Annotated in this window: 11 protein-coding genes; 5 read left to right on the forward strand and 6 right to left on the reverse strand. The window is 66.1% G+C overall.

The features are described 5' to 3' along the window. Nucleotides 1-125: 125 nt before the first annotated feature. Nucleotides 126-938 carry a YbaY family lipoprotein gene (locus ABIE08_RS21040; RefSeq protein WP_354553816.1) on the forward strand — a complete coding sequence of 271 codons (813 nt, stop codon included), beginning with the start codon at nucleotides 126-128 and terminating at the stop codon, nucleotides 936-938. A 13-nt stretch (nucleotides 939-951) separates the two neighbouring features. On the opposite strand, the gene ABIE08_RS21045 is transcribed toward ABIE08_RS21040, so the two are convergent. From ABIE08_RS21045 to ABIE08_RS21055, 3 genes are all read right to left on the reverse strand, one after another. Beyond that, entirely contained in the window at nucleotides 952-1,866 is a 915-nt protein-coding gene (locus ABIE08_RS21045; RefSeq protein WP_354553818.1) for a polyprenyl synthetase family protein, read from the reverse strand. A gap of 140 nt (nucleotides 1,867-2,006) precedes the next feature. Beyond that, on the reverse strand, nucleotides 2,007-2,534 hold the full coding sequence (locus tag ABIE08_RS21050) for a carboxymuconolactone decarboxylase family protein (RefSeq protein ID WP_354553820.1): 528 nt from the start codon (nucleotides 2,532-2,534) through the stop codon (nucleotides 2,007-2,009). A gap of 123 nt (nucleotides 2,535-2,657) precedes the next feature. Then, entirely contained in the window at nucleotides 2,658-3,209 is a 552-nt protein-coding gene (locus ABIE08_RS21055; protein ID WP_266331455.1) for a peroxiredoxin, read from the reverse strand. A 184-nt stretch (nucleotides 3,210-3,393) separates the two neighbouring features. On the opposite strand from ABIE08_RS21055, the gene ABIE08_RS21060 reads away from it, so the two are divergent. Both ABIE08_RS21060 and mtgA read left to right on the forward strand, forming a co-directional pair. Then, the gene (locus ABIE08_RS21060) at nucleotides 3,394-4,326 is read left to right on the forward strand and encodes a hydrogen peroxide-inducible genes activator (protein WP_354553822.1); all 933 of its coding nucleotides are present in this window, start codon (nucleotides 3,394-3,396) and stop codon (nucleotides 4,324-4,326) included. Further along, nucleotides 4,323-5,024, forward strand: a complete 702-nt coding sequence (gene mtgA / locus ABIE08_RS21065; RefSeq protein WP_354553824.1) for a monofunctional biosynthetic peptidoglycan transglycosylase — start codon at nucleotides 4,323-4,325, stop codon at nucleotides 5,022-5,024. Before ABIE08_RS21060 ends, mtgA begins: the two co-directional genes overlap by 4 nt. On the opposite strand, the gene hpxZ is transcribed toward mtgA, so the two are convergent. Further along, nucleotides 5,021-5,416, reverse strand: a complete 396-nt coding sequence (gene hpxZ / locus ABIE08_RS21070; protein ID WP_354553825.1) for an oxalurate catabolism protein HpxZ — start codon at nucleotides 5,414-5,416, stop codon at nucleotides 5,021-5,023. The genes mtgA and hpxZ overlap by 4 nt on opposite strands. 196 nt (nucleotides 5,417-5,612) lie before the next feature. Between hpxZ and ABIE08_RS21075 the strand changes: the two genes are divergently transcribed. After that, nucleotides 5,613-6,791 (forward strand): fumarylacetoacetate hydrolase family protein, encoded by a 1,179-nt coding sequence (locus ABIE08_RS21075; RefSeq protein ID WP_354553827.1) that lies wholly within the window; start codon nucleotides 5,613-5,615, stop codon nucleotides 6,789-6,791. A 325-nt stretch (nucleotides 6,792-7,116) separates the two neighbouring features. On the opposite strand, the gene ABIE08_RS21080 is transcribed toward ABIE08_RS21075, so the two are convergent. Continuing rightward, entirely contained in the window at nucleotides 7,117-8,985 is a 1,869-nt protein-coding gene (locus ABIE08_RS21080; RefSeq protein WP_354553829.1) for an ABC transporter ATP-binding protein, read from the reverse strand. A gap of 290 nt (nucleotides 8,986-9,275) precedes the next feature. On the opposite strand from ABIE08_RS21080, the gene guaD reads away from it, so the two are divergent. Then, nucleotides 9,276-10,619 carry a guanine deaminase gene (gene guaD / locus ABIE08_RS21085; RefSeq protein WP_354553830.1) on the forward strand — a complete coding sequence of 448 codons (1,344 nt, stop codon included), beginning with the start codon at nucleotides 9,276-9,278 and terminating at the stop codon, nucleotides 10,617-10,619. A 144-nt stretch (nucleotides 10,620-10,763) separates the two neighbouring features. Here guaD and ABIE08_RS21090 read toward each other — a convergent pair whose 3' ends face one another. Continuing rightward, nucleotides 10,764-12,164 (reverse strand): glycoside hydrolase family 1 protein, encoded by a 1,401-nt coding sequence (locus tag ABIE08_RS21090; RefSeq protein ID WP_354553832.1) that lies wholly within the window; start codon nucleotides 12,162-12,164, stop codon nucleotides 10,764-10,766. Nucleotides 12,165-12,194 lie beyond the last annotated feature (30 nt).

The raw sequence follows: 12,194 nt of genomic DNA on the forward strand, positions 1-12,194 counted from the left end.
TCAAAACGGGCGACGCCCGTTTTGGGGAGGGGGACTATCGTTAGCCACACTCCTTTTTCCCCCGTTTACGGCGGCTTCCGTAGAGACTAGATCTGTTGCGTTCGCCCCGTCGTCGAGGATCGATCGTGATCAAGCTTCTGCCGATGCGCCTGTTGTTTGTCCTCGCCATCCTGACCGCGCCGAGCCTGGCGCTCGCGCGGCCGCTCGATGGCTCCGTCACCTATCGCGAGCGCATCGCGCTGGATCCCAAGGCGGCCATCACCGTCACCCTGGTCGATGTCAGCCATGCCGATGCCCCGGCCAAGGTGATCGCCAAGCAGCGCATCCGGCCGCGCGGGCGCCAGGTGCCGATCGAATTCCGCCTGCATTATGCGCCGACCCGGATCAAGCCCGGCCACCGCTATCAGCTGCAGGCGCGGATCGATCGCGGCGACGATCTGCTGTTCATCAACAAGGAAGCCGTGCCCGTCGCGCCGCTCGATACCAAGGGGCCGGTGACGATCACGGTTCAGCCGGTCTCGGATGCCGATGCGCCCCCGCCGACCGACGCGAGCAAGCCCACCCAGACCAAGGCTCCCGCCAATCCGGGGCCGGCCGCCCCGCTCCAGGGCACCGAATGGCTGGCCGAGGATATTGGCGGGCGCGGCGTGCTCGACATCGTGCAGTCGACGCTGACCATCGAGGGCGGCGGCAAGATCTCCGGCTCGGGCGGCTGCAACCGCTATTTCGGCACGGTCACGGTCGAGGACGGCAAGATCAAGGTCGGGCCGCTCGGCGCGACGCAGATGGCCTGCGTCCCGGCCCAGATGGACCAGGAGCGGAAATTCCTCGACGCGCTCTCCAACACCCGCGGCTATCGCATCGAGGGTTCGAAGCTGACCCTGCTCGATGCGAACGGCAAGACGCTGGCGCGGCTGATACGGAACACCAAGGCCTAAGGCCCGTCGCCCGTCAGACTTCGCGGATGGCGACGAATTGGGCGGCGGCGGCCAGCGTCTCGGCGCGGTCCCCGAACGGCGCCAGCACGCCTTCCGCCTCGAGGACGAGATCGTCCAGCATGGCGCGCACCGGCGTGACGCCATAGAGGCCAACCAGCGTACCCTTGCCGCGTGACGAATCCTTGCCGGTCGCCTTGCCCAGCGCCTCGGTCGTCGCCGTCTCGTCGAGGATGTCGTCGGCGAGCTGGAAGGCGAGGCCGATGATTTCGCCGAAACGGCGGATCCGCGCCCGGTCCTCCGCCGAGGCGCGCCCGAGAAGGGCGCCGGCCTCGCAGGAAAAGCGGATCAGGGCGCCGGTCTTCATCGCCTGCAACCGGCGGATCGCCACCTCGTCGGGCGTCTCGGTCTCGGCCTGAAGGTCGAGCATCTGCCCGCCGGCCATGCCGCCAAGGCCCGACGCGCGGGCGAGCCCCAGCACCAGGTCGGACCGGACAAGCGGGTCCGCGTCGGTGGCCGGATCGGCCAGGATGTCGAAGGCCAGCGTCTGCAACGCATCGCCGGCCAGGATCGCGGTCGCCTCGTCGAAGGCGCGATGCACCGTCGGCCGGCCGCGCCTCAGGTCGTCGTCGTCCATGGCCGGAAGGTCATCATGCACCAGGCTGTAGGCGTGCAGGCATTCGAGCGCCGCGCCGACGCGCAGCGCGCCCTCGGTGTCGGCGTCGAACATCCTTGCCGTCTCGATGGCCAGGAAGGCGCGCAGCCGCTTTCCGCCGCCGAGCGTGGCATGGCGCATCGCCTCGACCAGCCGGACCGGCCGGGCGATCTCGCCCTCGCGCGGATTGGAGCCGAGCACGCGATCGAGCGCGCGCTCGACCGCCGTCGCCGCGCCGGAAAGGCGGGCTGCAAAATCATCGTCAAGCCGAACCAAGATTGCCTCATCGATACGCCGGGGTCCCGGAAGCCTTGCCGCGATCGGGAGGCCTGCGTCAAGCTTGGCGTTCAGCAGCGATCCGGGACGACGGGCCTGCCCACCATCGCAAGGGGCAGGCCGTCGGGAGTATCCCGCGATCAGGCCGCTTCGGCGGCTTCGAGGGAGACGGCGACCGACTGGATGATCGCGGCGAAGCGGACCGCGGCCTGGATGATGTCGGACGGCACGTTCGCCTTCTTCAGCACGGCCTCGTGGCTGTCCATGCACATGCCGCAGCCATTGATCGCCGAGACGGCCAGCGACCAGAGCTCGAAATCGACCTTGTCGACGCCGGGGTTGCCGATGACGTTCATGCGCAGCTTGGCCGGCATGGTGCGGTATTCGGGGTTCGAGACCAGATGGCTGAAGCGGTAATAGACGTTGTTCATCGCCATGATCGAGGCTGCCGACTTGGCCGCCGCCAGCACGGCCGGCGCCAGATGCGGCGCAGCTTCCGCCTCGAGCGCCGCCTTCACCACCGGATTGCGGCTGGCGATGCCGCAGGCGACCATCAGGCCGTATTTCTGCTGCGGCGTCAGCGTCTCGTCCGAGGCGAGCGTCGACAGGTTGAGACGGACATCCTTGGCGAAATCCGGAATGCGGGACTTCAGCTGATCGATCGACATGGAAACCCCTAAGGGAGAGAGCGCCTCGGAGGCCGGCGGCCGGCGAAGCGCCTTGGGAAACGGAACGGGTCCGGGCGCCCCGGGCCCGCGCTAAGGCGAGACCGGGGCGTCCGGAAGCCAGGCTCAGGCTGCCAGCGTGGCGCCGCCGACGTCGCGGTTGCAGGCGCAGAGCTCGTCGGTCTGCAGCGCGTCGAGAACGCGCAGCGTGTCCTTCGGATTGCGGCCGACATTGAGGTTGGTCGCGTAGGAATGCTGGATCACGCCATCGGGATCGACGATGTAGGTGACGCGATAGGCGACGCCGTCCGGCGAACGCACGCCGAGGCCGTCGACCAGCGAGCCGTTGGTGTCGGCGAAGTTCCAGATCGGCAGCTTGTCCAGATCCTTGTGGTCGCGGCGCCAGGCAAGCTTGACGAACTCGTTGTCGGTGGAGCCGCCGAGCACGACGGCGTCGCGATCCTCGAAATCACCCGACAGGCGGGCGAATTCGGCGATCTCGGTCGGGCAGACGAAGGTGAAGTCCTTCGGGTAGAAGAAGATCACCTTCCACTTGCCGGGGAAGCTTTTCTCGGTCAGCGTCTCGAAGGCGCTCTCGCCATTTTCTTCGTGGCTGTTGAAGCCGGGCTTCACGCCGGTCACGGAAAATTCGGGCAGCTTATCGCCAATGCCGAGCATTTTTCTCTCCTGTCACGATGGGGATCGTGTTGTGAATTTCCGCAGTGCAGCTAACCCCGGAGAGTCGCTGCTGCATGTGCGAATGGATCTCACGCGGGAGCGGTTCGGTCAAATCGTAATAACCGGAGTTTGGCATCGGAAATCCCGATTGCCGCTTCCACAACCTGCGGCTATAGCAGGCGCCATGCTTTTGCCGACGCTCCGCCAGATGCAGTATTTCGTCGCCCTCGCCGAGATCGGTTCGTTCAGCCGGGCGGCGAACGCCTGCCATGTTACGCAATCCACGCTGTCCGACGCCATCCGCCAGCTGGAGGAGACGGTCGGCGTGTCGCTGATCGACCGCTCCAACCGGACGATGGCGCTGACGGCGGCGGGCGAGGAGGCCGTGCGGCGCATGAAGGCGCTGCTGGTCGATGCGCGCGAGATGGTCGACGCGGCGCGCTCGAGCCAGGCGCCGCTTTCCGGCCGCATCCGCCTGGGCGTCATTCCGTCGATCGCGCCCTATTTCCTGCCGCGCGCCCTTCCCGAGCTGCGCCGCGCCTATCCCGATCTGCGCCTCCATCTGCGCGAGGACCTGACACGGACACTGCTGGATGATTTGCGGGGCGGCCGGCTCGACATCTGCCTGATCGCCTTTCCGGTCCAGACCGAGGGGCTGGCGACCGAAATCATCGCCGAGGACAGCCTGCTGCTCGCCGTCGATGCCGGCCACCGGCTCGCCGGCCGCAAGAGCGTGCAGCGCGAGGAACTGGCGGAGGAGACGCTGCTGCTGCTGGAGGACGGCCACTGCCTGCGCGATCACATCCGCGCCGTGGCGCCCGGCCTCGCCGACCGGCAGAACGAGGAGATCCGGGCCTCCAGCCTGACCACCCTCGTCCATATGGTGGATAACCAGCTCGGCATCACCTTCCTGCCGCGGATCGCCGTCGAGGCGGGCATCCTGTCGGGAACCGACATCAAGCTTTCCGAACTCGACGGCAAGGCGGCGCGGCGCTCGCTCGGCCTCGTCTGGCGCAACGGATCAAGCCGCGAGGCCGATTTCCGCCTGCTCGCCGGCTTCCTGCGCCAGTTCGCCATCGAGCCCGTCCGCGATCGAGCCGCACTGGATCCCGCATGACATTCCAACTGCCGGCCGCCCTCTCCCGACCGTTTGCAGGCCGCAAGGGCCTCGTCACAGGTATCGCCAAAGTGTTTGCCCTTCTCGTTGCCCTGCCCCTGATCCTGACGCCGATCTATTCCGTCGTGCCGCCGGTCTCGACGCTGATGCTGTGGTCGGGCCTCACGGGACAGGGGATGAAACGGGACTGGGTGCCGTTCGACGAGATCTCGCCCAACCTGGTCAACTCGGTGATCATGTCCGAGGACGGCCAGTTCTGCTCGCATTGGGGCGTCGACTGGGGCGCGCTCAACGCGGTGCTCGACCGCGAAGGAGGGCCGTCGCGGGGCGCCAGCACGATCGCGATGCAGACGGTGAAGAACCTGTTCCTGTGGTCGTCGCGCTCCTACATCCGCAAGGGGCTGGAGATTCCGCTCGCCTACTACGCGGATTTCATCCTGTCGAAGCGGCGGGTGATGGAGATCTACCTGAACATCGCGGAATGGGGTCCGGGCCTGTTCGGCGCCGAGGCGGCATCGCAGTTCTATTTCAACAAGCCGGCCTCCAAGCTGACGCCGCGCCAGGCGGCGCTGCTGACCGCGGCGCTGCCCAACCCGATCACACGCAATCCGGCCAAGCCGACGCGCTATCTGAACAGCCGCGCCCGCAACATCGAGACCCGCGCCCGCGCCGCCCGCGACTATGTCGGCTGTCTTTAGGACACCGCCTCCGGATCGGCGATGACGCTGACATGGGCGGCGACCACGCGCCAGCCGGCCGGGGTGCGGATCCAGGTCTGCATCTGGCGACCGATTTTGCCGGGCGCGTTGTCGCGCCGGAACAGCGTCGAAGCCGTGCCGAAATCGCGGCCATAGGTCGTCACCACCGTGCGCTCGAGGGCACGGGCGAGACCTGCCGGCGAACGGCCGGCCCGAAACGCCTGGATCTCGGCATAGCCATACAGATTCTCGCCGCCGCCATAGCGGATCGTCGTCGGTGCGGCGTGGAACAGCCCGTCCAGCACCTCGACATCGTTGGTCACCAGCGCGGTTTCGTAGCGGGCGAAGGCGGCTTCCAGCTCGGCCTTCACCTCCGGGATGTCGATTTCCATGGTCAAAAGTCCTTCCAGGGCGGGGTCGGCCGGGAAAATTGCACAGAAGCCCGGCCCGCGCATGCGCAAATCCGGGGCAGCTAGCGCTCTAAAACCGACCAGCCATATGGCCTAACCATCCTCGCGCGGTATAACGGTGGCCCGCTCTTTCATTCCTCAAGATCGGCTTCATCGCTGAACGTCCTGGAGATTGTCTATGCCGCTCGACACTGCTGCCCCTTTCGCGCTGCCCGAGGATGCCGAGGCCGCCACGCTGGTTGGCCGCGTCTTCCGCCCCGATGTCGACGGCCCGTCGGTCGTGGCGCTGCGCGATGGCCAGTTGATCGACATCACCGCGTCGGTCGTCACCATGCGTGACCTTTGCGAAGATCAGGATCCGGCCCGCGTCGCCGCGACCGCCGATGGCGAATTCGTCGGCAGCTTCGAGGAGATCCTCGCCAACACGCCGCTCGCCAATCGCGACCCGTCCAAGCCCTATCTGATCGCGCCGATCGACCTGCAGGCCGTCAAGGCCGCCGGCGTCACCTTCGTCGTCTCGATGCTGGAGCGCGTGATCGAAGAGCAGGCGCGCGGCCTGCCCGAGCGCGCCACCGCGATCCGTTCCGAAATCCTCTCGACCATCGGCGACGACCTGGCGGCGCTGCGCCCCGGTTCCGAGCAGGCGGCAGCGCTCAAGAAGCTGCTGATCGAGAAGGGCATGTGGTCGCAATATCTCGAAGTCGGCATCGGCCCGGACGCGGAGATCTTCTCCAAGGCGCAGCCCATGTCGGCCGTCGGCCACCTGGCCGAGATCGGCATTCATCCGATTTCGACCTGGAACAATCCCGAGCCGGAAGTCGTGCTGGTCGTCTCCTCGACCGGCAAGATCGTCGGCGCGACGCTCGGCAACGACGTCAACCTGCGCGATGTCGAGGGCCGCTCGGCCCTGCTGCTATCGAAGGCCAAGGACAACAATGCCAGCGCCTCGATCGGCCCGATGATCCGCCTGTTCGATGGCGGCTTCTCGCTCGACGACGTGCGGGCGACGGAAGTCCGTCTGACGGTCGACGGCGAGACCGACGGTTTCCGCATGGATGGCGGCAGCGCCATGTCGAAGATCAGCCGTGACCCGGAAGACCTGGTCAAGCAGACCATTGGCCGGAACCACCAGTATCCGGATGGCTTCGTGCTCTATCTCGGCACGATGTTCGCGCCGGTTCAGGACCGCGACGGCCCGGGCCAGGGCTTCACGCACAAGGTCGGCGACATCGTCACGATCAGCGCGCCGAAGCTGGGCAGCCTGTCGAACCGCGTCGTCCTCTGCCCCGATGCCGAGCCCTGGACCTTCGGCACGGCGGCGCTGATGCGCAACCTCGCCGGCCGCGGCCTGCTCTGAGGCATGCATAACCGACCCTCCCATCGGGGAGGGTCGGGCTTCGGATGGAGCGGGCTGTCCGGGATTTCTTCCCTGGAAGAGACCATGCCGACTCCGCCGCATGGAACCGTTCGTCGCCCCGGCGAAGGCCGGGGCCCATGAACACCGGCCAAGCCAGCTTGGCCAGATTCTCTCTGCGAGGCTCGCGTGTATGGATCCCGGCCTTCGCCGGGATGACCACCGAGCGCGACAGAGCGCCGGCCTTTTCCCAAGGCCGCGCGAACGTCTCCTCAGGAGAGGTCGGCAGCCGAATTCCCCCGACACGATTGGCCTTCGACCGACCCGGTCAGGCGATCGCCATCTCGGCCCTGCCCTCGTCGAACTGGTAGCGATAGAGCTTCTCGTAGACGCCGCCCATGCGGACAAGCTCGGGATGCGTGCCGACTTCCACGACATGCCCGCGCTCGATCACGGCGATCTTGTCCGCGCTCAGGATCGTCGCCAGGCGGTGGGCGATGACGATCGTGGTGCGGCCCTCGACCAGCTTGTCCAAAGCGATCTGGATCATGCGCTCGGATTCGGAATCCAGCGCCGAGGTGGCCTCGTCCAGCAGCAGGATCGGCGCGTTCTTCAGGATGGCGCGGGCAATCGCCAGGCGCTGGCGCTGGCCACCGGAAAGCTGGACGCCGTTCTCGCCGACATGGCTGTCATAGCCCTTGGGCAGATTGCGGATGAAGCCATCGGCGAACGCGTCCACCGCCGCGGCCTCGACCTCCTCGTCGGTCGCATCGAGGCGGCCGATGCGGATGTTGTCGCGCACCGTGCCGGAGAAAAGGAACACGTCCTGGCTGACGAAGGCGATGTGGTGCCGCAGCGAGCCGACCGAGACGGTGCGGATATCCTGGTCGTCGACCCGGACGGAGCCTTCCTGCACGTCGTAGAAGCGCTGCACCAGCGAGAGGATCGTCGACTTGCCGCCGCCGGACGGGCCGACCAGCGCCAGGCGCTGGCCGTGATCGACCGAAAGATTGATGCCCGACAGCACCTTATCGACCGGCCGGTAACCGAAGCCGACATCGATCAGTTCGATCTTGCCGCGGGTGAGCTGCAGCGGCGGTTGGTCGTCGGTCTCCGTCACGCTCGGCGGATGGTCGAGGATGTTGAACAGCGCGCGAACCGGCGCCAGGCTTTCCGCGATGCCGACATTGAGGCGCGCCAGGCGCTTGGCCGGCTCGTAGGCCAGCAGCAGGGCCGTGATGAAGGACATGAACTCGCCCGGCGTCTTGCCGGCCGAGATGGTCGCCCAGCCGGCATAGAGGATGACCAGGCCGATCGAGATGCCGCCCAGCGATTCCATCAGCGGGCTTGTGCGCGCCTGCAGCTGCGAAACCTTGTTGGCGCGCTGCTCGACGGAAGAAACGGCGGTCACCATGCGCGTGCGCATGTGGTCGCTGAGGCCGAATGCCTTGACGATCTTGGCGCCCTGGACGGTTTCCTGGATGATCGAGATGATCTGCGTGCTGGAGGCGAACTCCTGCTTGGCGATGGCGCGGATGCGCTTCACCAGCTTAGAGACGCTGATGATCGCAATGGGCGCCACCAGCAGCGCGATGATCGACATCAGCGGCGCCTGGTAGACCATCACGAAGATCAGGCCGAGCAGCGTCACCAGATCGCGGCCGAGGCTGAGGACGATGGTGTCGAGGATCGAGCGAATGGCGTTCGAACCGCCCGAGATCGACATGATCAGTTCGCTGGACGCGCGATCATTGTAGAAATCGAGGCCGAAACGCAGGCAGCGATCGTAGAAGCGCTTCTGGTTCTCGGCGACGATGCGATTGCCGATCCGGCTCTGCACCACCACCTGGCCATAGGTCGCGAAGCCCTTGACGATGAAGATCGCCATGACGCCGAACGACAGGATCCACAGCATCTCGACGCTCTGCGCGACGAAGATCTGGTTGACGACGTCGCGCATGATCCAGGCGGAAAGCGAGGTCATGGCCGCGACGATGAAGAGGAACAGGAAGGAGATCATGTACCCCTTCCGGTGATCGCGGAAGTTGGCGCGCAGAATGCGCACGACAACACCGACCGTTCCCTCGTCATTGTTGATGATCGCGCGGTAGAAATCGCCCCAACGCCGCAAATTCAGCTTTCCGTCTTCGGAAGGCAGTGGGGACTTGGGAAGCACTTTCGCTTCGGGCTGGGTCATGTGCACGCGATCCGGCGCCAGATAGGCGCGCGCGGACCTCTGCTCCGTCCTGTTGTTGACAGCGCCTTTTATCGGCTGTGGGGACCTGTGTCCACAAAGGGCCCTGCGACGGATGCGAACGGCCCCGCGCCGCAAGCCTCGCCGGCAGGATTGTCTTCATCATGCCGGAGGCTCGCCGCTCGATGCCTCTGGCATTTCCAGCCCGGGTATCGGATCGTGACCGGGTTCGCCGGCGCGCCGCCAGGACCGCGCCGAGGCTTCTCGATCGATCGTCCCGAAAGGATCTTCCCATGACGCAGCGGGCAATCCGCGCCCCCGCCATGACGTTTCGCGGCGACCCGTTCCATCTCGCCCCGGGCGAGGCGCTGCAATACTGGCCGGATGCGCTGATCCTCATCGAGGATGGCAAGTTCCTGCGCATCGACGATGCCGAATCGGGGCTCGCCGCCCTCCCCGGGGATGTCGCCCTCACACATTACCCGGACGCTCTGATCTGCCCCGGCTTCATCGACGCGCATGTGCACTATCCGCAGATGCAGATGATCGGCGCCTTCGGGGCCGGGCTGCTCGAATGGCTCGACAAATATACCTTCGTCGCCGAGCAGGATTTTGCCGACGCCGCCCACGCGCGCGACGTCGCGAGGCGCTTCCTGCGCGAGCTGCTGCGGGCGGGCACGACGACCGCCTCGGTCTATTGCACCGTCCACCCACAATCCGTCGACGCGCTGTTCGAGGAATCGGTGCGATTCAACACGCGCATGATCGCCGGCAAGGTGATGATGGATCGCAACGCGCCGGAAGCCCTGCTCGATACGGCCGAGAGCGGCTACGCGCAATCGAAAGCCCTGATCGAGAAATGGCACGGCCGGGGCCGCCAGCTCTACTGCATCACGCCGCGCTTCGCGCCGTCCTCGACCGAGGCGCAGCTCGAAGCCGCCGGCCGCCTCTGGCGCGAGCATCCCGGCACCTATGTCCAGACGCATCTCTGCGAAAACCAGGGCGAGATCGAATGGGTCCGGCAACTCTTCCCCGAGCGCTCCAGCTATCTCGACGTCTATGACCATGCCGGCCTGACGGGCCCGCGCGCCATCTTCGGCCACGCCGTGCATATGGAGGAAGAAGACTTCGCCTGCTGCCACCGCACCGGCTCGGCGCTGGCGCATTGCCCGACCTCCAACCTGTTCCTCGGCAGCGGGCTGTTCCGGATGTTCGACGCCAAGAAAGTCGAGCGCCCGGTCCGGGTGGGCTTGGGCACGGATATCGGCGCCGGCACCAGTTTCTCGCAGCTGCAGACGCTGGGCGAGGCCTACAAGGTGGCGAAGCTCGGCGGTCATGCGCTGACGGCCGAGCAGGGCTTCTATCTCGCGACGCGCGGCGGCGCGGAAGCGCTGCGGCTGGACGACCGGATAGGCTCGCTCGCTCCCGGCTACGAGGCGGATTTCGTCGTGCTCGACTTGAAGGCGACGCCGCTGCTGGAATTCCGCCTGTCGCACGCCCGCGACCTCGCCGAGACGTTGTTCGTGCTGGTGACGCTGGGCGACGACCGCGCCATCCGCGCCACCTACATCGCCGGCGAGCCGGTCTATGAGCGCGACCGGGCGGAGCGTTTTGTCTATCCGGAGCCGACGCCTTAGGTTTCAAGGGAAGCCCCTCACCCTGCCCTCTCCCGCGAGCGGGCGAGGGTTTCGGCCGGCATTTGTCATCACCGCGGAACTTCCATCAGCACCGATGGGCTCCCTCTCCCGCAAGCGGGAGAGGGCTGGGGTGAGGGTCTTCGCCTACCCTGGTACCGTCACGCCGCCATTCGCGACGATGTCGCGATAGGTATCAAAACTGCGTTTCGGCGTCCGCTTCTGGGTGTCGAAATCGACATGCACGAGGCCGAAGCGGCGGCCATAGCCGTGCAGCCACTCGAAATTGTCGAACAGGCTCCAGACCATATAGCCGCGCAGGTCGACGCCGTTCTCCTTCGCCTTCAGCGCGGCCTCGATATGGCGGCGGATATAGTTGGCGCGGCGCGGGTCGTGCACCGTGTCGCCGTCCATTACCTCGTCCGACGGGCCGAAGCCGGCGCCGTTCTCGGTGATGTAGATCGCGGGATTGTCATATTCGTCGCGGATGCGCTCGAGCAGCCGGCGCAGGTGGTCCGGCCGCACAGGGCCGTTGAAGGCGGCGGGCTCCGGGTCCGGATTGGTATTCATCCAGTCATAGCCGAGCGGCGCGGAATCCTCCTGGCGCACGAAGGCGGGCGCATAGAAATTGACGCCAAGGAAATCCGGCTTGTTGGCGGCGAGAATGGCGAAATCGGCCTCGAATGGCGCAAATTCGGGGTTGAGCTGGCGGAACAGCGTCATCACCTCGATCGGGTAGCGGCCCTTGAACAGGGCGTCCAGGCACCAGCGATTGATGACGGCGTCGGCCAATGCCGCGGCCTTGATGTCCTCGGACTTGCCGGGATTTTCCGGGATGGTCGGCATCAGCGGCAGCGCCACGCCGATCTCGCCGCGATAGCCGGCGGCGCGAAAATCGCCGATCGTCTCGGCGCTGGCGACCAGCCAGTGATGCAGCGCCATTGCCTGGTGGCCATATTGCGCATCCGTGATGGCGAAGGGGCTGCCGACGCCGGACTTGATGTTCTCGATCATCGGCTCGATCAGGAAGAGATCGATGAAGGGCTCGTTGAAGGTGATGAACTTCGACACCTTGGCGCCGAGTGCCTCGCGGACCACGCTGGCATAATTGCGGAACCAGCCGACCGATTCCCGATTTTGCCAGCCGCCGCGATCGTCCAGCGCCCGGGGCAGGTCCCAGTGATAGAGGGTCACGATCGGCTCGATGCCGGCTTCCAGCAGGTCGACGACGAATTGCTGGTAATGCGCGATGCCCGCCTCGTTCACCCGCCCGACGCCATCGGGAAGGATCCGCGCCCAGGAGAGCGAGAAGCGGTAGCAATTGATGCCGAGTTCGCGCATCAGCGCGATGTCCTGGAGATATTGCGCCCTGTCATAGGCGTTGATCGCGACGTTGCCGGTCTCGTGCTTGCCGGTCACGGTCTCGGTGGCACGGTAGACGTTGGTGTAGAGATCCCAGTTCGACAGGCCCTTGCCGTCGGCCTGCCATGCGCCTTCAACCTGATAGGCGGCGCTGGCCGCGCCCCAGAGGAACTTCGTCGAAACCATCAAGGCGCTCCTTTTCATGCCGCCTCACGG

It is taken from the genome of Kaistia defluvii, from assembly GCF_040548815.1.
GTDB classification, from domain to species: domain Bacteria; phylum Pseudomonadota; class Alphaproteobacteria; order Rhizobiales; family Kaistiaceae; genus Kaistia; species Kaistia defluvii_A.

Coding starts and splice junctions, on each gene's coding strand:
- ABIE08_RS21050 (WP_354553820.1), bottom strand. CDS start 2,534: ATGTCGATCGATCAGCTGAAGTCCCGCATTCCGGATTTCGCCAAGGAT.
- ABIE08_RS21055 (WP_266331455.1), bottom strand. CDS start 3,209: ATGCTCGGCATTGGCGATAAGCTGCCCGAATTTTCCGTGACCGGCGTG.
- ABIE08_RS21060 (WP_354553822.1), top strand. CDS start 3,394: ATGCTTTTGCCGACGCTCCGCCAGATGCAGTATTTCGTCGCCCTCGCC.
- mtgA (WP_354553824.1), top strand. CDS start 4,323: ATGACATTCCAACTGCCGGCCGCCCTCTCCCGACCGTTTGCAGGCCGC.
- hpxZ (WP_354553825.1), bottom strand. CDS start 5,416: ATGGAAATCGACATCCCGGAGGTGAAGGCCGAGCTGGAAGCCGCCTTC.
- ABIE08_RS21075 (WP_354553827.1), top strand. CDS start 5,613: ATGCCGCTCGACACTGCTGCCCCTTTCGCGCTGCCCGAGGATGCCGAG.
- ABIE08_RS21080 (WP_354553829.1), bottom strand. CDS start 8,985: ATGACCCAGCCCGAAGCGAAAGTGCTTCCCAAGTCCCCACTGCCTTCC.
- guaD (WP_354553830.1), top strand. CDS start 9,276: ATGACGCAGCGGGCAATCCGCGCCCCCGCCATGACGTTTCGCGGCGAC.
- ABIE08_RS21090 (WP_354553832.1), bottom strand. CDS start 12,164: ATGGTTTCGACGAAGTTCCTCTGGGGCGCGGCCAGCGCCGCCTATCAG.